Annotated in this window: 25 protein-coding genes and 1 pseudogene; 21 read left to right on the top strand and 5 right to left on the bottom strand. The window is 72.5% G+C overall.

The features are described 5' to 3' along the window. Window positions 1-23 precede the first annotated feature (23 nt). The 12 genes and pseudogenes from RM590_RS00505 to RM590_RS00450 all read left to right on the top strand — a co-directional run. Entirely contained in the window at window positions 24-629 is a 606-nt protein-coding gene (locus tag RM590_RS00505; protein ID WP_311702251.1) for a hypothetical protein, read from the top strand. Window positions 630-779: 150 nt separating this feature from the next. Next, window positions 780-1217, top strand: coding sequence for a 30S ribosomal protein S16 (gene rpsP, locus RM590_RS00500; RefSeq protein ID WP_311702250.1), 438 nt, complete (start codon window positions 780-782; stop codon window positions 1215-1217). A 2-nt stretch (window positions 1218-1219) separates the two neighbouring features. After that, window positions 1220-1459 carry an RNA-binding protein gene (locus tag RM590_RS00495; RefSeq protein ID WP_122184000.1) on the top strand — a complete coding sequence of 80 codons (240 nt, stop codon included), beginning with the start codon at window positions 1220-1222 and terminating at the stop codon, window positions 1457-1459. A 95-nt stretch (window positions 1460-1554) separates the two neighbouring features. Then, window positions 1555-2079: a ribosome maturation factor RimM gene (gene rimM / locus RM590_RS00490; RefSeq protein ID WP_311702249.1), complete on the top strand. Its 525-nt coding sequence runs from the start codon at window positions 1555-1557 to the stop codon at window positions 2077-2079. Then, window positions 2076-2885, top strand: coding sequence for a tRNA (guanosine(37)-N1)-methyltransferase TrmD (trmD, locus tag RM590_RS00485; RefSeq protein ID WP_311702248.1), 810 nt, complete (start codon window positions 2076-2078; stop codon window positions 2883-2885). Before rimM ends, trmD begins: the two co-directional genes overlap by 4 nt. Before the next feature lie 138 nt (window positions 2886-3023). Then, window positions 3024-3371, top strand: coding sequence for a 50S ribosomal protein L19 (gene rplS / locus RM590_RS00480; protein ID WP_311702247.1), 348 nt, complete (start codon window positions 3024-3026; stop codon window positions 3369-3371). Window positions 3372-3401: 30 nt separating this feature from the next. Continuing rightward, window positions 3402-4103, top strand: a complete 702-nt coding sequence (gene lepB, locus RM590_RS00475; RefSeq protein ID WP_311702246.1) for a signal peptidase I — start codon at window positions 3402-3404, stop codon at window positions 4101-4103. Then, window positions 4096-5319, top strand: a complete 1224-nt coding sequence (lepB, locus tag RM590_RS00470; protein ID WP_311702245.1) for a signal peptidase I — start codon at window positions 4096-4098, stop codon at window positions 5317-5319. The genes lepB (RM590_RS00475) and lepB (RM590_RS00470) overlap by 8 nt, the downstream gene beginning before the upstream one ends. After that, window positions 5288-6217, top strand: coding sequence for a signal peptidase I (lepB, locus tag RM590_RS00465; protein ID WP_311702244.1), 930 nt, complete (start codon window positions 5288-5290; stop codon window positions 6215-6217). Before lepB (RM590_RS00470) ends, lepB (RM590_RS00465) begins: the two co-directional genes overlap by 32 nt. A gap of 57 nt (window positions 6218-6274) precedes the next feature. Beyond that, on the top strand, window positions 6275-7021 hold the full coding sequence (gene lepB, locus RM590_RS00460; protein ID WP_311702243.1) for a signal peptidase I: 747 nt from the start codon (window positions 6275-6277) through the stop codon (window positions 7019-7021). 29 nt (window positions 7022-7050) lie between these two features. Beyond that, a complete protein-coding gene (locus RM590_RS00455) occupies window positions 7051-7386 on the top strand; it encodes a DUF2469 domain-containing protein (RefSeq protein ID WP_311702242.1) in 336 nt (111 codons plus the stop codon). Between the two features lie 109 nt (window positions 7387-7495). After that, window positions 7496-7900 (top strand): annotated as a pseudogene (locus RM590_RS00450) (peptidoglycan DD-metalloendopeptidase family protein); the annotation flags it as partial. Between the two features lie 84 nt (window positions 7901-7984). Here the strand turns inward: RM590_RS00450 and RM590_RS00445 are convergent. From RM590_RS00445 to RM590_RS00425, 5 genes are all read right to left on the bottom strand, one after another. Further along, window positions 7985-8629, bottom strand: coding sequence for a TetR/AcrR family transcriptional regulator (locus RM590_RS00445; protein ID WP_311702813.1), 645 nt, complete (start codon window positions 8627-8629; stop codon window positions 7985-7987). 70 nt (window positions 8630-8699) lie between these two features. After that, window positions 8700-9542, bottom strand: coding sequence for an RNA polymerase sigma factor WhiG (whiG, locus tag RM590_RS00440; RefSeq protein WP_311702241.1), 843 nt, complete (start codon window positions 9540-9542; stop codon window positions 8700-8702). A gap of 153 nt (window positions 9543-9695) precedes the next feature. After that, the gene (gene dprA, locus RM590_RS00435) at window positions 9696-10862 is read right to left on the bottom strand and encodes a DNA-processing protein DprA (protein ID WP_311702239.1); all 1167 of its coding nucleotides are present in this window, start codon (window positions 10860-10862) and stop codon (window positions 9696-9698) included. Continuing rightward, window positions 10859-12469, bottom strand: a complete 1611-nt coding sequence (locus RM590_RS00430) for a YifB family Mg chelatase-like AAA ATPase (protein WP_311702237.1) — start codon at window positions 12467-12469, stop codon at window positions 10859-10861. Before RM590_RS00430 ends, dprA begins: the two co-directional genes overlap by 4 nt. Further along, on the bottom strand, window positions 12469-12855 hold the full coding sequence (locus RM590_RS00425; RefSeq protein WP_311702236.1) for a YraN family protein: 387 nt from the start codon (window positions 12853-12855) through the stop codon (window positions 12469-12471). Before RM590_RS00425 ends, RM590_RS00430 begins: the two co-directional genes overlap by 1 nt. Before the next feature lie 361 nt (window positions 12856-13216). On the opposite strand from RM590_RS00425, the gene rpsB reads away from it, so the two are divergent. The 9 genes from rpsB to RM590_RS00380 all read left to right on the top strand — a co-directional run bounded on the left by rpsB (window position 13217) and on the right by RM590_RS00380 (window position 22619). Next, window positions 13217-14077: a 30S ribosomal protein S2 gene (gene rpsB / locus RM590_RS00420; protein ID WP_311702235.1), complete on the top strand. Its 861-nt coding sequence runs from the start codon at window positions 13217-13219 to the stop codon at window positions 14075-14077. A 44-nt stretch (window positions 14078-14121) separates the two neighbouring features. Further along, a complete protein-coding gene (gene tsf / locus RM590_RS00415; RefSeq protein ID WP_311702234.1) occupies window positions 14122-14958 on the top strand; it encodes a translation elongation factor Ts in 837 nt (278 codons plus the stop codon). A 198-nt stretch (window positions 14959-15156) separates the two neighbouring features. Continuing rightward, window positions 15157-15894, top strand: coding sequence for a UMP kinase (gene pyrH / locus RM590_RS00410; RefSeq protein ID WP_311702233.1), 738 nt, complete (start codon window positions 15157-15159; stop codon window positions 15892-15894). A 48-nt stretch (window positions 15895-15942) separates the two neighbouring features. Beyond that, window positions 15943-16500, top strand: a complete 558-nt coding sequence (gene frr, locus RM590_RS00405; RefSeq protein WP_311702232.1) for a ribosome recycling factor — start codon at window positions 15943-15945, stop codon at window positions 16498-16500. Window positions 16501-16553: 53 nt separating this feature from the next. After that, window positions 16554-17561: a phosphatidate cytidylyltransferase gene (locus RM590_RS00400; protein WP_311702231.1), complete on the top strand. Its 1008-nt coding sequence runs from the start codon at window positions 16554-16556 to the stop codon at window positions 17559-17561. A gap of 28 nt (window positions 17562-17589) precedes the next feature. Continuing rightward, the gene (gene rlmN / locus RM590_RS00395; RefSeq protein ID WP_311702230.1) at window positions 17590-18696 is read left to right on the top strand and encodes a 23S rRNA (adenine(2503)-C(2))-methyltransferase RlmN; all 1107 of its coding nucleotides are present in this window, start codon (window positions 17590-17592) and stop codon (window positions 18694-18696) included. Window positions 18697-18901: 205 nt separating this feature from the next. Continuing rightward, window positions 18902-19942: a thiamine ABC transporter substrate-binding protein gene (locus tag RM590_RS00390; protein ID WP_311702228.1), complete on the top strand. Its 1041-nt coding sequence runs from the start codon at window positions 18902-18904 to the stop codon at window positions 19940-19942. Continuing rightward, window positions 19939-21585, top strand: a complete 1647-nt coding sequence (locus RM590_RS00385) for an ABC transporter permease (RefSeq protein WP_311702226.1) — start codon at window positions 19939-19941, stop codon at window positions 21583-21585. The genes RM590_RS00390 and RM590_RS00385 overlap by 4 nt, the downstream gene beginning before the upstream one ends. Continuing rightward, window positions 21585-22619 (top strand): ABC transporter ATP-binding protein, encoded by a 1035-nt coding sequence (locus tag RM590_RS00380; protein WP_311702225.1) that lies wholly within the window; start codon window positions 21585-21587, stop codon window positions 22617-22619. Before RM590_RS00385 ends, RM590_RS00380 begins: the two co-directional genes overlap by 1 nt. The last annotated feature ends 31 nt before the right edge of the window (window positions 22620-22650 follow it).

The raw sequence follows: 22650 nt of genomic DNA, 5'->3' as shown, positions 1-22650 counted from the left end.
GGGGCTCGCTCGTTAGCTACGACGTGAGCACGACACAACCAGTTCCAGTTCTCGCCGCCGAGCTGGCGCACGCGTGGGCCGACATTCAACGGCACCACCCGGAGCTGCCTGACCTGGCCGCGCCCGAATCCCTGATCGGAGAGTCCTCGTCCGCCTGCGGCTCCGAGCTCTCCTTCGAACGACTGCTGCACGAGGCCGTGCACGGTATCGCCGCCGCCCGGGGTGTCCGGGACACCTCCCGCGCGGGGCGCTATCACAACCGCCGCTTTCTCGCGATCGCGGAGGAGCTCGGCCTCGACCACACCGACGATCCGCATCCGAGCAGCGGCTTCTCGCTGGTCACGATGAACGCGGAGACCCGGCGCCGGTACCGGCCGACGGCCGAGCGCCTCCAGCGCGCGCTGAAGGCGCATGTGGCGGCGACCGCGACCGACACCAAGCGGAGTTTCCGCGGCCCGGCGGCCCGGCACGGGTCCTCGGGCGGCGGGGTGCGGGTGAAGGCGGTGTGCGAGTGCGGTCGCAACGTCCGCGTCGTTCCGTCCGTCCTGGCACAGGCCCCGATCGTGTGCGGTGCGTGCAAGAAGCCGTTCCAGATCGCCGAAGCCCTGACCGTGGCGGTTTCCTCCTGACCGCCTGTGGCACAATTGGCGGTTGAACTCGGCAGTCGCACAGGACCCCTCTCTCCTCCGGCTGACGCGTCCATCGGACTCCCCGGCGCCGCAACCCCACGCGGCCTCCGGCGCGGTCCACCACGTCAACATGCAGGAGACACCACACCCGTGGCAGTCAAGATCAAGCTGAAGCGACTGGGCAAGATCCGTTCGCCGCACTACCGCATCGTCGTCGCCGACTCCCGCACCCGCCGGGACGGTCGCGCCATCGAGGAGCTGGGCCTGTACCACCCGGTGCAGAACCCGTCCCGCATCGAGGTCGACTCGGAGCGCGTGCAGTACTGGCTCGGTGTCGGCGCCCAGCCGACCGAGCCGGTCCAGGCCATCCTGAAGATCACCGGCGACTGGCAGAAGTTCAAGGGTCTGCCGGCCCCGCCGCCGATGCAGGTCCCCCAGCCCAAGCCGGACAAGCGCGCGCTGTTCGAGGCCGCGGCCAAGGAGTCCGGCGGCGAGCCGAAGGGTGAGGCCATCACCCCGAAGGCGAAGAAGGCCGAGAAGAAGGCCGACGCCGAGGCTCCGGCCCCGGCCGAGTCGACCGAGGGCTGAGAATGCTCGAAGAGGCCCTGGAGCACTTGGTGAAGGGCATCGTCGATCATCCCGATGAGGTCCAGGTCGCCTCGCGCACCCTGCGCCGCGGCCGCGTTCTGGAGGTCCGGGTCCATCCCGAGGACCTCGGCAAGGTGATCGGCCGCAACGGCCGCACCGCGCGCTCGCTGCGTACGGTCGTGGGCGCACTCGGCGGCAAGGGAATCCGCGTCGACCTCGTCGACGCGGACGAGGTTCGCTGACGGCACCACCGGCATCGCACCGAGGGCCGGGCGCGGCAACCGCCGCCCCGGCCCTCGGTGCCTGTGGTGCCCGTGGAGAGTGGAGAACGGACACAGTGCAAGTCGTCGTCGCGCGCATCGGCCGCGCCCATGGCATCAAGGGCGAGGTCACCGTGGAAGTACGCACGGACGAGCCCGAGCTGCGCCTGGCCCCCGGCGAGCGGCTCACCACCGACCCGCCCGAGAACGGTCCGCTGACCATCGAGAGCGGCCGGGTGCACAGCGGCCGGCTGCTGCTGCGGTTCGCCGGGGTGCCCGACCGGACCGCCGCCGAGGCCCTGCGGAACACGCTGCTGGTCGCCGAGGTGGACCCGGAGGAGCTCCCCGAGGACCCGGAGGAGTTCTACGACCACCAGCTCGTCGGCCTGGAGGCGGTCACCGTGGACGGCGCCCTCATCGGCACCGTCAGCGACATCGCCCACCTGCCGGGCCAGGACCTGCTGATCGTCGAGCGGCCGGAGGGCGGCGAGGCGCTGATCCCGTTCGTCGGCGAGATCGTCCCGGAGATCGACCTGGCCGTCGGCCGGGCCGTCGTGGACCCGCCGCCGGGGCTGCTCGACGGGAGAGCCGAGGAGGCATGAGGCTCGACGTCATCACGATCTTCCCTGAGTACCTGGAGCCGCTGAACGTCTCGCTCGTCGGCAAGGCGCGGGCCCGGGGGCAGCTCGACGTCCGGGTGCACGACCTGCGCGCGTGGACCCACGACCGGCACCACACCGTGGACGACACCCCCTACGGCGGCGGCCCCGGCATGGTGATGAAGCCGGAGCCGTGGGGCGAGGCGCTGGACGCCGTGCTGGCCGAGGGGCCGCCGGAGCCGGTGGTGGTGGTGCCCACGCCCAGCGGCCGGGCGTTCACCCAGGAGCTGGCCGAGGAGCTGTCCGGCCGGTCCTGGCTGATCTTCACCCCGGCCCGATACGAGGGCATCGACCGCCGCGTCATCGACGACTACGCCACGCGGCTGGACGTGCGCGAGCTGTCGATCGGCGACTATGTGCTCGCCGGCGGCGAGGCGCCGGTGCTGGTCATGGTCGAGGCCATCGCCCGGCTGCTGCCCGGCGTGCTCGGCAACGCCGACTCCCACCGGGACGACTCCTTCGCGCCCGGTCCGATGGCCGGCCTGCTGGAGGGTCCCGTCTTCACCAAGCCGCCCGAGTGGCGGGGCCGGCCGGTGCCCGAGGTGCTGATCAGCGGGCACCACGGGAAGATCGCCCGCTGGCGCCGCGACGAGGCGCTGCGCCGCACGAGTCTCAACCGGCCGGACCTGATCGAGAGTTGCGACCCGGCCGCGTTCGACAAGGCCGACCGCGCCACCCTGGCCGAGCTCGGCTGGCAGCCGGGCCCCGACGGCCGATTTGGGCGCCGGTCGGCCGACGTGGAAGAATAGGCCGCTGGCTCTCGCCATCCGGCGTGCGACCCTGCCACAGGGGGACCGACGCCGCCGGCGCGAACGAGCCGCATTCCATCCGCCAACACCATCGTTTCCGCTGATGACCTGTGGCATCGGCGAGGAGAGCAGCAGGTCATGAACCTCCTGGACAGTGTCGACTCCGCGTCCCTGCGCGACGACGTACCGGCCTTCCGCCCCGGGGACACCATCAACGTCCACGTGCGCGTCATCGAGGGCAACCGTTCCCGTGTGCAGCAGTTCAAGGGCGTGGTGATCCGCCGCCAGGGCTCCGGTATCCGGGAGACCTTCACCGTGCGCAAGGTCAGCTTCGGCGTCGGCGTCGAGCGCACCTTCCCCGTGCACACCCCCGTGGTGGAGAAGATCGAGGTCGTGACCCGCGGCGCCGTCCGCCGCGCCAAGCTCTACTACCTGCGGAACCTGCGCGGCAAGGCCGCCAAGATCAAGGAGAAGCGGGAGAACTGACCCGGTCCCGCTGCCGGTTACCATCGCGGCGTGACCGATTCCGACGCACAGTCTCCGGAGCGCGACCGCCCTGCCAGTCCCCCCACGGGCTGGCGGCGCTGGTCGCGCTCGGTGCGTCTGTGGGTGGTGGTGGCGCTGAGCACCGTGGTGCTCACCATGCTCACCAGCACCTTCGTGATGCAGCCGTTCCTGATCCCGAGCGGATCGATGGAGGGCACGCTCCAGGTGGGCGACCGCGTGATCGTCAACAAGCTGGCGTACCGCTTCGGCGGTGAGGTGCAGCGCGGCGACATCATCGTCTTCGACGGCACCGGCTCCTTCGTCGCGGAGGACTCGGACCCGGGGCTGCTGGGCGGCCTGCTGCGCACCGCGGGCGCGGCCGTCGGCCTCGCGCAGTCGTCCGAGACGGATTATGTGAAGCGGGTGATCGGCATCGGCGGGGACCGGGTTCGCTGCTGCGACGACCAGGGGCGGATCGAGGTGAACGGCGAACCGCTCGACGAGCCCTATCTCTATCCGGGGGACCAGCCTTCGAATGTCATGTTTGATATCCGGGTGCCGGAGGGACGGTTGTGGGTAATGGGCGATCACCGTTCCGACTCTGCGGACTCCAGGGAGTATCTCGGCTCCCCGGGGGGCGGCACGGTCCCCGAGGACAAGGTGATCGGCCGCGTTGAGCTGATCGGCTGGCCGGTGGACCGCTGGGGCTGGCTTCGGTCGGACCATGGGTGAACGCGGCAAGCCCCGGTCCGGTCACCGCCGGGCCGCGGGACCCCGGCGCGCCGGCGGCGAGGGGCAGGGACACGGACACGTCGCGCCGGACGGGGCGGGGGACGAGCACGCGGCGTTCGCCGACGAGTCGGAGCCGCGCCCGACGCTGCGCGGCCCGGGCGAGGGCCGGGCGGACCGGCGCCGGGCGGCCAAGCGGATCAAGCGCCGCCGGCGGCTTCGCGCCACCCGGGAGATACCGATACTCATCGGCACCGCGCTGCTGATCGCGCTGGTGCTCAAGACGTTCCTCGTGCAGGCGTTCGTCATTCCCTCCGGCTCGATGGAGGAGACGATCCGCATCGACGACCGGGTGCTGGTGGACAAGCTCACGCCCTGGTTCGGCTGGGAGCCCTCCCGGGGTGAGGTGGTCGTCTTCAAGGACCCGGGCGGCTGGCTGGCCACCGAACAGGCGGCCGACTCCGACGACGAGGGCCCGTTCGGGATCCGGCACATCAGGGCCGCGCTGACCTGGATCGGACTGCTGCCCTCGGACGACGACCAGGATCTGATCAAACGCGTCATCGGCGTCGGCGGGGACACGGTGGCCTGCTGCGACGCCGAGGGCCGGGTCACCGTCAACGGCGCCCCGCTGGACGAGCCGTACCTCTACCCGGGCAACCCGCCCTCGCAGATCGAATTCGAGGTGACGGTCCCGGAGGGCCGCATCTTCGTGATGGGCGATCACCGGTCGAATTCGGCGGACTCCCGCTACCACCTGGAGGACCCGGGGCAAGGTACCGTACCCGTGGACTCGGTCGTCGGCCGGGCCGTGGTGATCGCCTGGCCCTTCGGGCACTGGCAACGACTGGGCGGATCGGACGCCTTCGCCGATGTGCCGGAGCCCGGTTCGGGCGCTGTCGACGCCCGCGCGGCTGCCGGGGAGAGTGTCCCCGGCGCGCGGAAGGAATTGGCACAACTGCCGACCCCTGTGGAACTCCCGCTCGTTATGGGAGTAGTGGGCCTGTTGCGCACCAGGGACGGGCCGCAGCGGAGCGTGAGGAGTGATTGTGGGGGATGTAGCGGTGGACGCGCGATCCGGCTCGGACGACCCGGACGAGCGTCCACGACGACCGGAGGGCGAGACGCCCGCCGAGGAATCCCCCGGTGTCGCGGCAGGCTCGGCGGTCGGCGCGGGCGGCGAAGACTTGGCAGGGGACCGCGCGGATCGGACGGGTGAGCGGCCCGGCGAGGAGCCGGCCGGAGAGCCCGACGCCGAGACCGCCGAGGCGGCTGGCGAGGCGGACCAGGACGAGCGGGCGCGGCGCAGGCGGGCGGCGAAGCAGCGCTCCTTCTGGAAGGAGCTGCCGCTCCTGATCGGCATCGCCATCGTGCTGGCGCTGCTCATCAAGACGTTCCTGGTGCAGGCGTTCTCCATCCCGTCGAACTCCATGCAGAACACCCTTCAGCAGGGCGACCGGGTGCTGGTGGACAAGCTGACGCCGTGGTTCGGCAACGAGCCGGAGCGCGGCGAGGTCGTCGTGTTCCACGACCCGGGCGGCTGGCTGGGCGAGGCGCCCCCGGACGACGGGGGCATCGGCTCGGCGGTGCAGAGCGCGCTGAGCTTCATCGGGCTGATGCCGTCGGCGGAGGACCAGGACCTGATCAAGCGCGTGATCGCGGTGGGCGGCGACGAGGTGGCGTGCACCGAGGGCGGCCAGGTCATGGTGAACGGGGAGAGACTCGACGAGAGGGACTACCTCTTTCCCGGGAACACCCCCTGCGGCGACCGGCCGTTCGGGCCGATCACCGTCCCCGAGGACCATCTGTGGGTCATGGGTGACCACCGCCAGGACTCCCTGGACTCGCGGTACCACCAGAATCTGGCCGGTGGCGGCGCCGTGCCCGTGGACGAGGTGGTGGGCCGGGCCATCGTGATCGCCTGGCCGGTGAACCGCTGGGGCACGCTGCCCGTGCCGGACGGGTACGGCGCGGTGGGCACCGCCGCGGCGGCGGCCACTCCGGCCGCGCTGGGGGTGGCCGGGGCTCTGCCGCTCGTGCTGTGGCGTCGGCGCAGGCTGCTGAACAGGGCCGTCGCGGCGGAGTCGGCGAAGGTCTCGGCACCCCCGCAGGGCTGACCCCCGACCGGCGCCTGGATAGGGTCGCCTCCTGAACACTGATCAGGAGGGGGCGTCATGAGTGGACCCGCGCGCCGCCGGGGGCGACTGGGCCGTGTGCTGTCCAACGCCGCCGTCGGGGTGGGCTGTGTGATGTTGCTGGGCGGCTTCGTCATGGCCGCGGTTCTCTACCAGCCCTACACGGTGCCCACCGACTCGATGTCGCCCGCGGTGGCGGCGGGGGACCGGGTGCTGGCCCAGCGCATCGACGGGGGCGAGGTGCGGCGGGGCGATGTCGTCGTCTTCCGGGACGCCGAGTGGGGCGACTCGCTGATGATCAAGCGGGTCATCGGCGTGGGTGGGGACACGGTGGCCTGCTGTGACGCCGAGGGCCGGCTCAGTGTGAACGGCGAGCCGGTGGCGGAGCCGTATGTGGACGACGAGTACGGTGCCTCGCTGACCGGCTTCGAGGCCGAGGTGCCCGAGGGCGAGCTGTTCCTGCTGGGCGACGACCGGTCGAACTCGCGGGACTCCCGCAGCCTGCTCACCGACACGAGCGCCGGCACCGTTCCCCGGGACGCGGTGTCCGGGCGGGTGGAGGCGACGGTGTGGCCGCTGGGCAGGGTCGGCCTGCTGGCGCGGGCGACGGGCTTCACGGACCTGCCCGGCGGAATATCGGGTGCGGGTCCGCTGCGACCCCTGTTCTATGTGACCACCGCGGGGGCGGTGCTGATCCTCGCGGGGGCGGCGTACGCTCCGCTCGCGCGCCGTGCGTCCCGGTCCGGACCGCCACGGCGTGCGGACGTCGCGGGTGACGCACAATGAGGGGACGCACGGCTGAAGGGGATCACGCCATGAGTGCCGAAGACCTCGAAAAGTACGAGACCGAGATGGAGCTGAAGCTCTACCGGGAGTACCGGGACGTGGTCGGGCTATTCACGTATGTGATCGAGACCGAGCGGCGTTTCTATCTCACCAACGACTACGAGATGCAGGTGCACTCGGTCCAGGGCGAGGTGTTCTTCGAGGTCTCCATGGCCGACGCCTGGGTGTGGGACATGTACCGCCCGGCCCGCTTCGTGAAGCAGGTGCGTGTCCTCACGTTCAAGGACGTGAACATCGAGGAACTCAACCGCAGCGAGCTCGACCTCCCCGAGGATTCGGGCTTCGGCGGCGGCCGGAACGGCTGAGCGAGGCCGTCTCACCCGATTGGGTGGCGGAGGTTTCCCCAGATCCGGAGTTGTCCACAGATTCCGGGCTGGGCCCCCGCGGCGGGCTCCGCCGGGGCACGCTGCCGGTATGAAGGTCTTGTCCACGCTGCTTTCCGTGATCTTGGTTACGCTGCCCATGGCCGCCGAGGGGCCCGCCGCGACGGGGGTCACCTGGCCGGTGCCGGGGGCGGACGGCGCCGCGCGCCCGGTGATCGCCCGGCTGTTCGAGCCGCCGCCCGAGCCGTGGGCGGCGGGGCACCGCGGGGTCGATCTGGAAACGGACGCCGGGGCCCCGGTGCGGTCGCCCGTCGCCGGGCGGGTGACGTTCGCCGGGCAGGTGGCCGGGCGCGGGGTGCTCACCATCGAGCTGACGGGCGCGGGGGCGGACGCCCCGCCCCTGCGCACCACCTTCGAGCCGGTGCGCGTGTCGGTCGCGGTGGGGGACCACGTGGCGGCGGGCGCGGTCGTCGGTGAGCTGGCGGACGGCCCGTACCACTGCGCCGGGCCCTGTCTGCACTGGGGACTGCTGCGCGGCGAGACCTATCTGGATCCGCTGTCGCTGCTTCCCCCGCGGCTGCTACGCCGCGGACCCTCCCGGCTGCTGCCCACCGAGGGTGTCCCGCTCCCCGAGGAGGCCGCCGGCCACACCGTCGAGGGCCAGGCGCACGGCCGTCTCGGCGACCAGGTCGGCCGGGCGGCCGGCGGGCGGGGCGGCGCTCTTGACCGCGGCGTCCACCACGCCCTGGAGCAGGGTGGCGGCCAGCCGCGGCTCCTGATGGCCCAGGTCCCGCAGCACCTCGACGACCAGGTCCGTCAGCCCGGCGTGCGCGGCCCCGATCCGCTCCCAGGCGCCGCCGTCCGGCGGTGTCCCGGCCCGGGCGGCCGCGCCCAGCTCCTCGGCCTTGACGGCCACCAGGGCGCGGTGCCGGTCGTCGGCGGCCAGCGCCAACTGATGCCGCACATACGCCTCGATCTTCTGCCGGGGGGTGTCGGCCGCGGCCATGGCCGCCTCGATCTCGGCCGCCCAGAGCGGGAAGTCGGACGCGCACAGCTCCTCGACCAGGGCCGTCCGGGACGGGAAGTACTCGTAGACGGAGGAGCGCGCCAGCCCGGTGCGCTCGGCCAGCGCGGGGAACGTCAGCGCCCGCACGCCGCCCTCGGCCAGCAGGGATCTGGCGGCGTCCAGCAGTGCGGCGCGCTGCATTCTGCGGTGCTCGGCCACGGTGGCCGCTCGGATCCTGGGCACGTCCCCACTGTAGATGCCGGGGGGCCGCCGGGGCGCCCGGACCGGATCAGCCGGTCACATCGGCCAGCTTGGCGCGGAGCTGAAGGACGGATTTCGTGTGGATCTGGCTGACGCGGCTCTCCGTCACCCCGAGTACTTCACCAATCTCCGCGAGGGTGAGCCCCTCGTAGTAGTAGAGGGTGACCACCGTCTTCTCGCGGTCGGGCAGCGTGTTGACGGCGCGGGCCAGCAGGCGGCGCAGCTCGCGGTCCTCGGCCACCTCGACGGGGTCGTCGGCGGCGGTGTCCTCCAGGGTGTCCATCAGGCTGAGCCGGTCCCCGCCCTCCCCGCCGGCGTGCAGCAGCTCCTCCAAGGCCACCACGTTCGCCAGGGACAACTGGCTGAAGACGGTGTGCAGTTCGTCGAGGGAGATGCCCATCTCGGCGGCCACCTCGGACTCCGAGGGCGTGCGCCGCAGGGATGCCTCCAGGGTGGCGTAGGCGCGCTCGATGGCGCGGGCCTTCTGCCGCACCGAACGGGGGATCCAGTCCAGCGCGCGCAGCTCGTCGATCATCGCGCCCCGGATGCGGGTGATGGCGTACGTCTCGAACTTGATGGACCGCTCCGGGTCGAACTTCTCGATGGCGTCGATCAGTCCGAACACGCCCGACGAGACGAAGTCGGCCTGCTCCACATTGGGCGGCAGCCCCACGCTCACCCGGCCCGCCACATATTTGACCAGCGGGGAGTAGTGCAGGATCAACTGCTCGCGCAGCCGCTCGTCCCCGGTGGTCTTGTAGGAGCGCCACAGCTCGGCGAGCGCGGTGGGGGCGGCGGTGGTGGTGGCGCCGTCCGCCGCGGTCGGCGCTGCCGGAGCCGCGTGTCGAGGCCCCATGGAGTGCTGTGGCATACGTGGTCTTGAGCCGTTCTGCGGGGTTGCGTGCGTGTGATGCGGGTCGGGAGACGGCGGAACCCTGTGAGCGTAGCGTGACTGCCGGGTCGCGTTGCGCATGTGCCGGTCCCCGGGTATGCGCAGATACGTTCCGCTGCCCGCACCGTGGTGTTACGCGGGGACGTCGCCGGACACATCGGCCGGTCCCGCGTGTCGGGGGCCCGCCCGGCACAACTGCCAGCGGTCGCCCACGCGTTCGACAAAGCCCAGGGAGGTGAGCTCGCGCAGCCGGGCCCCGGCCGCCGCGAGGCTGGTGCACGCGCCGCGCGCCACCTCCTCCACCGTCGCGGGAGCGGTCGCGGGCAGCGCGTCGAGGACCTCGCCCACTTGGGGCGCCAGCAGGTCGCGCGGCACCACCGGCGCGGCCTCGGGGGCGGCCAGGTCGCCCATGTCTCCCGCCAGTTCGATGATGTCGGCCGCGTCGCCGACCAGCGTGGCCTCCTCCCGGATCAGCCGGTGGGTCCCGGCCGACAGCCCCGAGGTGACCGGCCCGGGCACCGCCATCAGATGCCGGCCGAGCCGGCTCGCGTGCCGCGCGGTGACCAGTGACCCGCTGCGCCGGGCCGCCTCCACCACCACCGTGCCCCGCGTCAGCGCGGCGATGACCCGGTTCCGCTGGATGAAGCGCCAGCGGGTGGGATGGTCGCCCGGCGCCAGCTCGGCGACCAGGAGGCCGCGCTCGGCGATGCGGCCCAGCAGCTCGCGGTGCGCGGCCGGATAGCTCACGTCGACCCCGCAGGCCAGCACGGCGATCGTCGAGCCGCCGGTGGTGAGCGCGCCCCGGTGCGCCGCTCCGTCGATCCCGTACGCCGCCCCCGAGACCACGGTCCAGCCGCGGTCGCCCAGCGCGGTGGCCAGCTCGGCCGCCACATGGGCCCCGTAGTCCGTGCAGGCCCGGGCGCCCACCAGGGCCACCGAGCGCAGCGCGACGAAGCGCAGCGAGCAGGGGCCGCGCACCCAGAGCCCCACGGGCTGACCCGGACCCAGGTCGTCCAACTGGCGGGGCCACTCCCGGTCCTCCGGGCACACGAACCGCCCGCCCAGGCGGGCGATGCGCGCCAGATCCGCCTCCGGCGAGGTGTTCCCCGCGCGCAGCCGCATCCCCGCCCAGCGGTCCGGCGAGGCCCCGGCCGGCGGGCCGTCGCCCTCCCGCAGCGCGCGCCACGTCTCCACCGGGCCGAGAGCGGTCACCCACCGCCCCAGCACCTCGTCCCCCGGCTCGGCGATCCGCGCCAGCGCCGCCCGCGCCTGCCGGGTCTCCTCGTCCGCGCCGCTCACGGCAGGCTCCCCGCCACGCCCGCGCCGCGCCGGACGCCGGTGCGCAGCTCCAGGGCCGTGTCGACGTCCTCGGCCGTGGGCCGGTCGTGCCCCGCCAGATCGGCGACCGTCCAGGACACGCGCAGCACCCGGTCCAGGCCCCGGGCGGTCAGCAGACCCCGGTCCATGTCCTGCTCGGCGCGGGCCAGGGCTCCGGGCCGCGGGGCCCACCGGGTGCGCAACTCATGGCCGGGCACCTCGGAGTTGGTCCTCCATGGGGTGTCCGCGTACAGGGCGCGGGCCCGCTCCCGGGCGGCGAGCACCCGGGCGGCCACCACGGCCGTGGACTCGCCGCCCGCCGTGGCCACCAGCTCCATCCGGCTCACGGGCTCCACCGGGACCCGCAGGTCGACGCGGTCCAGCAGCGGTCCGGAGAGCCGCGCCCGGTACCGCCGGACGGTGCTCGGCAGGCACTCGCAGTCCCCGCCGGGGGAGCCGTGCCTGCCGCACGGGCAGGGGTTCGTGGCCAGGGCGAGCAGCACCCGGGCGGGCATCCGCACCACGCCGGCCCCCCGCGCGACCACGACGTGCCCCGACTCCAGCGGCTGCCGCAGCGCGTCGAGCACCTGGCTGCTCATCTCGGCCGCCTCGTCCAGGAAGAGCACGCCGTGGTGGGCGAGGGACACCGCGCCGGGGCGGGGCAGCCCGCTGCCGCCGCCGACGAGCGCGGCCATCGAGGCGGAGTGGTGCGGCGCGCAGTACGGCGGGCGGTCGATCAGCGGCCGGCCCGGCGGCAGCGAGCCACCGACCGAGTGCACGGCGGTCACCTCCAGGGACTCCTGTCTGCTCAGCGGCGGCAGCAGCCCGGGGAGCCGCTCGGCCAGCATCGTCTTCCCGGCCCCGGGCGGGCCCTTGAACAGCAGGTGGTGACGGCCGGCCGCCGCGACCTCCAGGGCCCGGCGCGCGACCCGCTGCCCCGACACCTCGGCGAGATCGGGCGGGGCCTCCTGGCCGGCCGCGTAGTACAGGCCTCCCGGCGGCGGGTATCCCCAGCCGGGCCCCGGCGACGGAACGGGTCCGCCCGCCTCGTCCTCCGCGGGCTCCTCGGGCACCGGCTCGTCGGCGAGCACCGCGATCAACTGGCGCAGGCTGCGCACGCCGAGCACCGCCATCTCCGGCACCAGCGCGGCCTCGGCGGCGGCCTGTTCGGGCACGACCACCTGCCGGTACCCGGCGTCGGCCGCCGTGAGCACGGCGGGCAGCACCCCGCGCACCGGGCGGACCCGGCCGTCCAGGCCCAGCTCGCCGATCATCATCACGTCCGCGATGACCCGGGGGTCGATCCGCTCCGCCGCGGCCAGCACGCTGCACGCCACCGCGAGGTCGAAGCCGCTGCCGCACTTGGGCACCGCGGCCGGGCTCAGCCCGACGGTCAGCTTCTTCTGCGGCCACTGCGCCCCGGAGTTGATCACGGCGGCGCGGACCCGGTCCCGGCTCTCGCTCAGCGACTTGTCCGCGAGGCCGACCAGCGAGAAGGCCGCGACCCCCGGCTCCAGATCGGCCTGGACCTCGACCACCACGCCCTCGACCCCGATCAGGGCCACCGCGCAGGTGCGGGCGAACGCCATCACGCCACCCCCCGGGCGTGCTCGACCAGCGGCGCCCCGCGCTCGGGCAGCAGCACCCCGATCAGGTCGATCCGCACTCCGCCCGGCGGCGGCATCCCGTACACCGTGAGCCAGCGCTCGCTCAGCCACCACTGCGCCAGCCGGCGCAGCCGCTCCGTCTTCAGCGGCGTGACCGCGGCCATCGGGTGCTGGAACCGGCCGGCCCGGCGGGTCTTCACCTCGCACACCACCAGCGTCCGGCCGCCCGCGTCCCGGTCCTGCGCCACGATGTCGATCTCGCCGGCGCGACACCGCCAGTTCCGTTCGAGAACGGTCATCCCCGCGTCCCGCAGCCGCCGCACGGCCACGTCCTCCCCGAAGCGGCCCAGCGCTCCTCGCTGATTCATCCCGCATCACCTCCATCACTCAGTGTGACGATCCGAGGCGCGGCCCGGGGCACGCGGTGAAGATCTGTGGACAGCCGGCCCGTTGTGGACAACTCCCTCACCCGTCCGGGGGACGTGTTGGGCTGTCGCCCCGGCCTGTTCCGGTCCCGTACACTTCTGGTGGCGATCCGGGGTCCCGGATCGACCTCGCATGCCCCGCCACTTCGGCGCTCCGGTCCCTCCGCGGCGCTTCGGTGGCCGCGCATCTCGGTCCGTGGAGCGGCCTCACGCCAGGCGGCCCCACGGCACAGCGCGCCGGGGCGTCAGGAGCGCCGTCCACCCGGGCGGCGCGGACAACCGAGCATCCACAAGGAGAACGGCCATGGCCGTCGTCACGATGCGGGAGCTGCTGGAGAGCGGCGTCCACTTCGGGCACCAGACCCGTCGCTGGAACCCGAAGATGAAGCGCTTCATCTTCACCGAGCGCAACGGCATTTACATCATCGACCTGCTCCAGTCGCTGTCGTACATCGACCGCGCCTACGAGTTCGTCAAGGAGACCGTCGCGCACGGCGGCACCGTCATGTTCGTCGGCACCAAGAAGCAGGCCCAGCAGGCCATCGCGGAGCAGGCGGCCCGGGTCGGCATGCCGTACGTCAACCAGCGCTGGCTGGGCGGCATGCTCACCAACTTCTCGACCGTCCACAAGCGGCTGCAGCGCCTGAAGGAGCTGGAGCAGATCGACTTCGACGACGTCGCCTCCTCCGGCCTCACCAAGAAGGAGCTGCTCGTCCTCTCCCGCGAGAAGGCCAAGCTGGAGAAGACGCTGGGCGGCATCCGCGACATGCAGAAGGTGCCCAGCGCCGTCTGGATCGTGGACACCAAGAAGGAGCACATCGCCGTCGGCGAGGCCCGCAAGCTCAACATTCCGGTCGTCGCGATCCTCGACACGAACTGCGACCCCGACGAGGTCGACTACAAGATCCCGGGCAACGACGACGCGATCCGCTCGGTCACGCTGCTCACCCGCGTGATCGCCGACGCCGTCGCCGAGGGCCTCATCGCCCGCTCCGGTGCCGCCGAGGCCAAGGGCGGCGAGAAGCCGGCCGGGGAGCCGCTGCCGGAGTGGGAGCGCGAGCTGCTCCAGGGCGCGGAGGCCAAGGCCGAGGCCGAGGAGAAGCCGGCCGAGGAGCAGCAGCCCGTCGCCGCCGAGGCCACGGAGACGCCCGCCGAGCAGGCCTGACGCCAAGCGATCCGAACCACATCCGGGAAGAGAATCACGTAACCATGGCGAACTTCACCGCCGCCGACGTCAAGAAGCTCCGGGAGCTGACCGGCGCCGGCATGATGGACTGCAAGAAGGCCTTGGACGAGGCCGAGGGCGACGTCACCAAGGCCGTCGAGATCCTGCGCGTCAAGGGCCAGAAGGGCGTCGCCAAGCGCGAGAGCCGCACCGCGGAGAACGGCGCCGTCGTGGCGCTGATCGCCGAGGACAACGCCTCGGGCGTGCTGGTCGAGCTCAAGTGCGAGACCGACTTCGTGGCCAAGGGCGAGAAGTTCCAGGCGGTCGCCCAGGCCATCGCCGAGCACGTCTTCGTCACCGCCCCGGCGGACCTCGCGGACCTGCTGACCTCGGAGATCGAGGACGGCAAGACCGTGAAGGACTACGTCGACGAGGCCAACGCGACCCTGGGCGAGAAGATCGTCCTGGACCGCTACGCCCGGTACGCCGGCGCGTTCGTCGCCTCCTACCTGCACCGCACCAGCCCGGACCTGCCCCCGCAGGTCGGCGTGCTGGTCGAGCTGGACCAGGAGAACGCCGAGGTCGCCAAGGACGTCGCGCAGCACATCGCCGCGTTCTCCCCGCAGTTCCTCACCCGCGAGGAGGTGCCCGCCGACGTGGTCGACAGCGAGCGCCGCATCGCCGAGGCCACCGCGCGGGAGGAGGGCAAGCCCGAGGGCGCCCTGCCGAAGATCGTCGAGGGCCGGGTGAACGGCTTCTTCAAGGAGAAGGTGCTGCTGGACCAGCCCTTCGCCAAGGACAACAAGAAGACCGTGCAGAAGGTGCTGTCCGAGGCGGGTGTGACGCTGAAGGGCTTCGCCCGCTTCCGCGTCGGCGCCTGACCTCGGGGAACGCACCGTTCCGCCGCGCCAACGGCGGCGGAACGGACGTGACCCGGCTATTGTCGGGCGGAAGGCCGTCCGGCCGTGGCACCCCATGGCCGGCGCGACCGCAGTTGTGACGAGGAGGCCATTGCCCAGCAGGGGACCGCAAGGATCCACTGGCAATGGCCTCCTTGGTGTGTGCACGAGGAGAGTTCCATGAACCAGGACGACAAACCCCGGCGTTTCCTGCTGAAGCTGTCGGGAGAAGCCTTCGCGGGCGGCGGAGGGCTCGGTGTCGACCCCGATGTCGTGCACAAGATGGCTCGGGAAATTGCCGCGGTGGTGCGGGACGGCGCGCAGATCGCCGTGGTGATCGGCGGTGGCAACTTCTTCCGGGGCGCCGAGCTCCAGCAGCGCGGCATGGACCGGGCCCGCTCGGACTACATGGGCATGCTCGGCACCGTCATGAACTGCCTGGCGCTCCAGGACTTCCTGGAGAAGGAGGGCATCGACTCCCGGGTGCAGACCGCCATCACCATGGGCCAGGTCGCCGAGCCGTACATCCCGCTGCGCGCGGTGCGCCATCTGGAGAAGGGCCGCGTCGTCATCTTCGGCGCGGGCATGGGCATGCCCTACTTCTCGACGGACACCACGGCCGCGCAGCGCGCGCTGGAGATCCACGCCGAGGCGCTGCTGATGGGCAAGAACGGGGTGGACGGCGTCTACGACTCCGACCCGGCGAAGAACCCCGACGCGGTGAAGTTCGACGCGCTGGACTACGGCGAGGTCATCACCCGCGACCTGAAGGTCGCCGACTCCACCGCGATCACCCTGTGCCGGGACAACATGCTGCCCATCCTCGTCTTCGAACTGCTCGCGGAGGGCAATATCGCCCGCGCGGTAAAGGGTGAGAAGATCGGCACACTCGTCAACAGCCAGGGCCGGCGGGCCTGAAGCGGACCGCCGCGTCATTCACGGACACACGAAAACCAGGAGCACGTGGTGATCGAAGAAGCCCTCCTCGAGGCTGAGGAGAAGATGGAGAAGGCCGTCCTGGTCGCCAAGGACGATCTCGCGGCGATCCGCACCGGCCGTGCCCACCCGGCGATGTTCAACAAGATCGTGGCCGAGTACTACGGCACGATGACGCCGATCAACCAGCTCGCGTCGTTCTCGGTGCCCGAGGCGCGCATGGCCGTGGTGACCCCGTTCGACAAGAGCGCGCTGCGCAACATCGAGCAGGCGATCCGCGACTCCGACCTCGGGGTGAACCCGACCAACGACGGCCACCTGATCCGCGTGGTGTTCCCGGAGCTCACCGAGGAGCGCCGCCGCGAGTTCATCAAGGTCGCCAAGTCCAAGGGCGAGGACGCCAAGATCTCGATCCGCGGGGTCCGCCGCAAGGCCAAGGAGATCATCGACAAGGCCATCAAGGACGGCGATGTCGGCGAGGACGAGGGCCGCCGCGGCGAGAAGGAGCTCGACGACACCACCGCCAAGTACGTCGCGCAGGTGGACGAGCTGCTCAAGCACAAGGAAGCCGAGCTGCTCGAAGTCTGACCGGGGCCCACGAGGACAAGAGAGCCCGAGGGACGCAGAAGGACGCTGTCACCTTGAACGAATCATCCTGGGGGCCGCCCCCGGCCGCCGGGTACGTCAGGCGGACCGAGCACGCCGCCCGCATCCCACCGGCGGGTCCCGCGCGCGTTTCCCGGGAGGCGGCGCAGACTCCCCCTATGTCGATCGTGCCCGACCCCGGCGATGAGCCGGAGCAGCGTCCGGACCGTCCGGAGCAGCGGCCCAGGAAACGCGCCGGCCGGAATCTCCGTGCCGCCGTGGGGGTCGGACTGGGGCTGGGAATCCTGGTCGCCGTCTCGCTCTTCCTCTACAAGCCCGCGTTCCTGGGCGTGATAGCGGCGGCCGTCGTCGTGGGAGTGGGGGAACTCTCCTCGCGGCTGGCCGAACGCAAGGGGATCCGGGTGCCCCTCCCGCCGCTGGTGGCGGGCGGTGCCGCCATGGTGCTGGCCGGTTATCTGCGCGGTGCGGAGGGCGCGTGGGTGGCTGTGGCGTTCACGGCGCTGGGGGTGCTGCTGTGGCGGATGGCGGGGCCGCCGGACAACTATCTGCGGGATGTCACGGCCGGCGTGTTCGTCGCCTTCTACGTCCCGTTCCTGGCCACCTTCGTGGCCCTGATGCTCGCCGCCGACGACGGTTCCTGGCGGGTGCTCACCTTCCTGCTGCTCACCGTGGTCAGCGACACCGGCGCGTACGCCGTGGGCTGGCGGCTGGGCCGCCGCAAGCTGGCGCCGCGCATCAGCCCCGGCAAGACCCGGGAAGGGCTGGCCGGCGCCGTGGTGTTCGCGATGGCCGCCGGTGCGCTGTGCATGCACTTCCTGATCGACGACGGCACCTGGTGGCAGGGCCTGCTGCTGGGACTCGGCGTCGCGGCCAGCGCCACCCTGGGCGATCTGGGAGAGTCCATGATCAAGCGGGACCTGGGCATCAAGGACATGGGGACCCTGCTGCCCGGGCACGGCGGGATCATGGACCGGCTGGACTCGCTGCTGCCGACCGCCCCCACCGTCTGGCTGCTGTACCTCGCCTTCGTCGGCGCGGGGTAGTCCGGGGATCTGCGACACTGGCTGCACCATGCCTGTACCCGGAGAGCTCACGTTCGTCGCGCCGCGCGGGGCCGCCAAGCCCCCGCGGCACCTTGCCGACCTCACCCCGGACGAGCGCCGCGCGGCGCTCGCCGAGCTGGGGGAGAAGCCGTTCCGCGCGCGCCAGCTCTCGCGGCACTACTTCGCGCGGCTGACCGACGACCCGGCCGACTGGACGGACATCCCCGCCGCCGCCCGGGAGCGGCTGGCCGGCGAGCTGCTGCCGCGGCTGATGACCGTGGTGCGGCACGTCGAGTGCGACGACGGCGCCACCCGCAAGACGCTGTGGAAGCTGCACGACGGCACGCTCGTGGAGTCCGTGCTGATGCGCTACCCGGACCGCGTCACCATGTGCGTCTCGTCACAGGCCGGCTGCGGGATGAACTGCCCGTTCTGCGCCACCGGCCAGGCCGGACTGGACCGGAACCTGTCCACGGCCGAGATCGTGCACCAGATCGTGGACGGCATGCGCGCGTTGCGCGACGGCGAGGTGCCCGGTGGCCCGGCCCGGCTGTCCAACATCGTCTTCATGGGCATGGGCGAGCCGCTGGCCAACTACCGCCGGGTGACCGGCGCGATCCGCCGGCTGACCGACGCGGACCCGGACGGCATCGGGCTCTCCCAGCGCGGCATCACCGTGTCCACCGTCGGGCTGGTGCCCGCGATGCGCCGCTTCGCGGACGAGGGGTTCTCCTGCCGGCTCGCGGTCTCCCTGCACGCCCCGGACGACGAACTGCGGGACACACTCGTGCCGGTCAACACCCGGTGGAAGGTCGCCGAGGTGCTGGACGCGGCGTGGGAGTACGCGGACAAGTCCGGGCGGCGGATCTCCATCGAGTACGCGCTGATCCGGGACGTCAACGACCAGGCGTGGCGGGCCGATCTGCTGGGCCGCCTGCTGAAGGGCCGGGGCGCGCACGTCAATCTGATCCCGCTCAACCCGACGCCGGGCTCGAAGTGGACGGCCTCGCGCCCCGAGGACGAGCGGGCGTTCGTCGCCGCGCTGGAGGCGCAGGGCGTGCCGGTCACCGTGCGGGACACCCGCGGCCAGGAGATCGACGGCGCCTGCGGGCAGCTCGCGGCGGCCGAACGCTGATCGCGGCGGCCCGGTTGTGGCCGGGCGCTGCTGCTATCGTAAGGCCGGAAAACATATCCTCATACATTCCGACAGGGGAGCGCTCGCAGCGCTGAGAGTGCGGCACCGGCCGCAGACCCTCGAACCTCGCCCAGGTCATGCTGGGTAGGAAGTTCGGACACCTCTCCCGTGCTGCCCGCGTGTGCCCCGTGACGAAAGCAGCACGATGAAGCGCACCCTGATAGGACTCCTGGGCCTTGGCCTGCTGACCGCCTGTGGCGGCGACAGCGGCTCCGGCGGCGACGAAGTCACCCTGGTCACCCACGACTCCTTCGCCGTCTCCGACGCGGTGCTGGAGCAGTTCACCGAGGAGACCGGCTACACGGTGCGCGTGCTGCGCGGCGGCGACGCCGGGGTGATGGTCAACCAGGCGGTGCTCTCCAAGGACAACCCGCAGGGCGATGTGCTCTTCGGCGTGGACAACACGCTGCTCTCCCGCGCCCTGGACGAGGGGATCTTCGCCCCGCACGAGGCGGCGGGCCTGGGCGCGGTGCCCGAGGCGTACCAACTGGACGCCGCCGAGCACCGGGTGACCCCCGTCGACACCGGCGACATCTGCGTCAACTACGACCGGGCGTACTTCGAGGAGGCGGGCCTCGCCCCGCCGGAGACGTTCGAGGACCTGGCCGACCCGGCCTACCGGGACCTGCTCGTCGTGGAGAACGCGGCCACCTCCTCGCCGGGGCTCGGCTTCCTGCTGGCGACCGTCGCCGAGTTCGGCCGGGACGGCTGGCAGGACTACTGGCAGCGGCTGGTGGACAACGGCGTCGAGGTCGTCGACGGCTGGGAACAGGCGTACAACGAGCGCTTCTCCGGGGCGGGCGACGGCGACCGGCCGCTGGTGGTGTCCTACGCCTCCTCGCCGCCGGCCGGGGTCGTCTACGGCGGGGAGGAACGGCCGGACCAGGCGCCCACCGGGGTGTCCACCGGAACGTGCTTCCGGCAGATCGAGTTCGCCGGGCTGCTGGAGGGCGCGGCCAACCCCGAGGGCGGCCGGGCGCTGCTCGACTTCCTGCTGACCCGGGAGTTCCAGGAGGACATGCCCCTCCAGATGTTCGTCAACCCGGTGCGCGACGACGTCGAACTCCCCGAGGAATTCACCCGTTACGGGGAGGTCATCGAGGAGCCGTTGACGATGGATCCCGAGCTGATCGCGGCCTCGCGGGAGCAGTGGATCGACGACTGGACCTCGCTGGTCGTCAGATGAGCCGCGCCGCTCTCGGCCGGCTCGCGCTCCTGGCGGTGCCGCTGGCGTTCTTCGCGCTGTTCTTCGCCTATCCGGTGGCGGCCATCACCGGGCGCGGGCTGCGCCCGGACGGGGTCTGGCAGCCCGGCCGGGCCGGCGAGGTGCTGACCGATCCGGACGTCGCCCAGGTGCTGTGGTTCACCGTGTGGCAGGCCGCCGCCTCCACCGGGCTGACGCTGGCCGTCGCACTGCCCGGCGCCTATGTCTTCGCCCGGCTCAGCTTCCCCGGCAAACGGCTGCTGCACGCCGTCATCACGGTGCCGTTCGTGCTGCCGACCGTGGTGACCGGCGCGGCGTTCCTCGCGCTGGTCGGGCGGGGCGGGCTGCTGGACGAGCTGTGGGGCGTGCGCCTGGACACCAGTGTCTGGGCGATCCTGCTGGCACACGTCTTCTTCAACTACGCCGTCGTCGTGCGGACGGTCGGCGGGCTGTGGGCGCAGCTCGACCCCCGGCAGGAGGAGGCCGCCCGCGTGCTGGGCGCGGGCCGGTTCGCCGCCTGGCGGCGGGTGACGCTGCCCGCGCTGGCGCCCTCGGTGGCCGCCGCCTCGCTGATGGTCTTCCTGTTCACCTTCACCTCCTTCGGCGCCGTCCAGATCCTGGGCGGCCCCCGGTACGCCACGCTGGAGGTGGAGATATACCGGCAGACCGCGCAACTGCTCGACCTGCCGACCGCGGCCGTGCTTACGCTGCTCCAATTCGCCGCGGTGGCAGCCCTGTTGGCGGCGCACGCCGGGATCGTGCGGCGCCGGGAGTCCGCGCTGGCTCTGGTGGACCCCGGTGACACCGCCCACCGGCCGCGCGGCGGGGGGCAGTGGGCGCTGCTCGGCGGCACGCTGGCGGTGATCGCCCTGCTGCTCCTGCTGCCGCTCGCCGTCCTGGTCGAACGGTCCCTGTCCGGACCCGACGGATACGGCCTCGCCCACTACCGCGCGCTGGCCTCGGCCGACGGCGGCACGTTCCTCGTCGCGCCCTGGGAGGCCGTCGGCAACTCCCTCGCGTACGCCGCCGTGGCCACGCTGATCGCGCTGGCCGTGGGCGGCCTCGCCGCGGCGGCGCTCACCCGGCGCGCGGGCCGGTTCACGCGCGGGTTCGACGCGTTGCTGATGCTGCCGCTGGGCACCTCCGCCGTGACGGTCGGCTTCGGCTTCCTGATCGCGCTCGACGAGCCGCCGCTGGATCTGCGCGCCTCCTGGATCCTGGTGCCGCTGGCCCAGGCGCTGGTCGGCGTGCCGTTCGTGGTGCGCGTGATGCTGCCCGTGCTGCGCGCCGTCGACGACCGGCTGCGGCAGGCCGCGGCCGTGCTCGGCGCCTCGCCGTGGCGGGCCTGGCGCGAGGTCGACCTGCCGCTGGTGCGGCGGGCGGCGCTGGTCGCGGCGGGCTTCGCGTTCGCCGTCTCGCTGGGGGAGTTCGGCGCCACGGTGTTCATCGCGCGCGCCGACAGCCCGACGCTGCCGGTCGCCGTGGCCCGGCTGCTCGGCCGGGCGGGGGAGCTCAACTACGGGCAGGCCATGGCGTTGAGCACGATTCTGATGCTGGTGTGCGCGCTCACCCTGCTGTTGCTGGAGAGCGTCCGCCCGGCCCGCACGAGTGAGCTGGTGGCGTGATGTCCCTGCTGGAACTGGACAAGGTGAGCGTGGCCTATGGGCCGCGCACCGCGCTGGACGCGGTGGACCTCGCGGTCGCCGAGCACGAGACCGTCTGCGTGCTCGGCCCCAGCGGCAGCGGCAAGTCCACGCTGCTGCGCGCGGTCGCGGGCCTGACCGGAATATCCACCGGGGCGGTCCGGCTGGCCGGCCGCGACCAGGCGGGCGTGCCGGCGCACCGGCGCGGGCTTGGGCTGATGTTCCAGGACCACCAGTTGTTCCCGCAGCGGGACGTCGGCGGCAACATCGCGTTCGGGCTGCGGATGCGCCGGGTGCCGAGGGACGAGGCCGCGCGGCGCGTGGCCGAACTGCTCGAACTCGTCGGGCTGCCGGGCGCCGAGCGGCGCTCCGTCGCGGCCCTGTCCGGCGGCGAGCAGCAACGCGTCGCGCTGGCCCGGGCGCTGGCGCCCCGGCCCCGGCTGCTGATGCTGGACGAGCCGTTCGGGCAGTTGGACCGCGATCTGCGGGAGCGGCTGGTGGTGGAGCTGCGGCAGTTGTTCCGGACGCTGGGCACCACCGTGCTCGCCGTCACCCACGACCAGGGCGAGGCGTTCGCGCTGGCCGACCGCGTGGTGGTGATGCGCGCGGGCCGGGTCGCCCAGACGGGCACCCCGGTCGAGGTGTGGCGGCGGCCGGCCGACGCGTTCGTCGCCCGCTTCCTCGGCTTCCGCAACCTGGCCGAGGCCACGGTCCGTTCCGGCGGCGCGGCGGCGGACACGCCGTGGGGCACCGTCCCGGTCCCGGAGGGCACCGCGCCCGGCCACTGCCTGCTGCTGGTCCGGCCCTCGGGCCTCCGGACGGCCGACGACGGGCTGTCCGCCACGGTGCGGGCGCGGACGTTCCGCGGGGACCACGTGCTGCTGCACCTGGCGCCGGAACGCGGCCCGCTGCTGGAGGCCGCCTGCCCGCTGCGCGACGCCCCCGCGGAGGGTGCGACGGTGCGCGTCCGCTTCGACGCGGCGGAGGTCGTGGCACTGCCGGTCGACCCCTCCTGACTGCCCAACTCCCCGGAAAAAGATGAAAGTT

Source organism: Streptomyces litchfieldiae (genome assembly GCF_031845365.1).
Lineage (GTDB): Bacteria > Actinomycetota > Actinomycetes > Streptomycetales > Streptomycetaceae > Streptomyces > Streptomyces litchfieldiae.
Note: the sequence above shows the minus strand (reverse complement) of the source record. Positions and strands in the feature narration are given on the sequence as shown.

Bases quoted from the DNA above. Each gene is read 5' to 3' on its own strand.
- rlmN (WP_311702230.1), top strand. From the start codon at position 17,590: ATGCCTGTACCCGGAGAGCTCACGTTCGTCGCGCCGCGCGGGGCCGCC.
- RM590_RS00495 (WP_122184000.1), top strand. From the start codon at position 1,220: ATGCTCGAAGAGGCCCTGGAGCACTTGGTGAAGGGCATCGTCGATCAT.
- rpsB (WP_311702235.1), top strand. From the start codon at position 13,217: ATGGCCGTCGTCACGATGCGGGAGCTGCTGGAGAGCGGCGTCCACTTC.
- RM590_RS00430 (WP_311702237.1), bottom strand. From the start codon at position 12,469: ATGGCGTTCGCCCGCACCTGCGCGGTGGCCCTGATCGGGGTCGAGGGC.
- whiG (WP_311702241.1), bottom strand. From the start codon at position 9,542: ATGCCACAGCACTCCATGGGGCCTCGACACGCGGCTCCGGCAGCGCCG.
- lepB (WP_311702245.1), top strand. From the start codon at position 4,096: ATGGGTGAACGCGGCAAGCCCCGGTCCGGTCACCGCCGGGCCGCGGGA.
- RM590_RS00390 (WP_311702228.1), top strand. From the start codon at position 18,902: ATGAAGCGCACCCTGATAGGACTCCTGGGCCTTGGCCTGCTGACCGCC.
- RM590_RS00455 (WP_311702242.1), top strand. From the start codon at position 7,051: ATGAGTGCCGAAGACCTCGAAAAGTACGAGACCGAGATGGAGCTGAAG.
- RM590_RS00385 (WP_311702226.1), top strand. From the start codon at position 19,939: ATGAGCCGCGCCGCTCTCGGCCGGCTCGCGCTCCTGGCGGTGCCGCTG.
- rplS (WP_311702247.1), top strand. From the start codon at position 3,024: ATGAACCTCCTGGACAGTGTCGACTCCGCGTCCCTGCGCGACGACGTA.
- trmD (WP_311702248.1), top strand. From the start codon at position 2,076: ATGAGGCTCGACGTCATCACGATCTTCCCTGAGTACCTGGAGCCGCTG.
- RM590_RS00380 (WP_311702225.1), top strand. From the start codon at position 21,585: ATGTCCCTGCTGGAACTGGACAAGGTGAGCGTGGCCTATGGGCCGCGC.
- lepB (WP_311702243.1), top strand. From the start codon at position 6,275: ATGAGTGGACCCGCGCGCCGCCGGGGGCGACTGGGCCGTGTGCTGTCC.
- pyrH (WP_311702233.1), top strand. From the start codon at position 15,157: ATGAACCAGGACGACAAACCCCGGCGTTTCCTGCTGAAGCTGTCGGGA.
- tsf (WP_311702234.1), top strand. From the start codon at position 14,122: ATGGCGAACTTCACCGCCGCCGACGTCAAGAAGCTCCGGGAGCTGACC.
- RM590_RS00425 (WP_311702236.1), bottom strand. From the start codon at position 12,855: ATGAATCAGCGAGGAGCGCTGGGCCGCTTCGGGGAGGACGTGGCCGTG.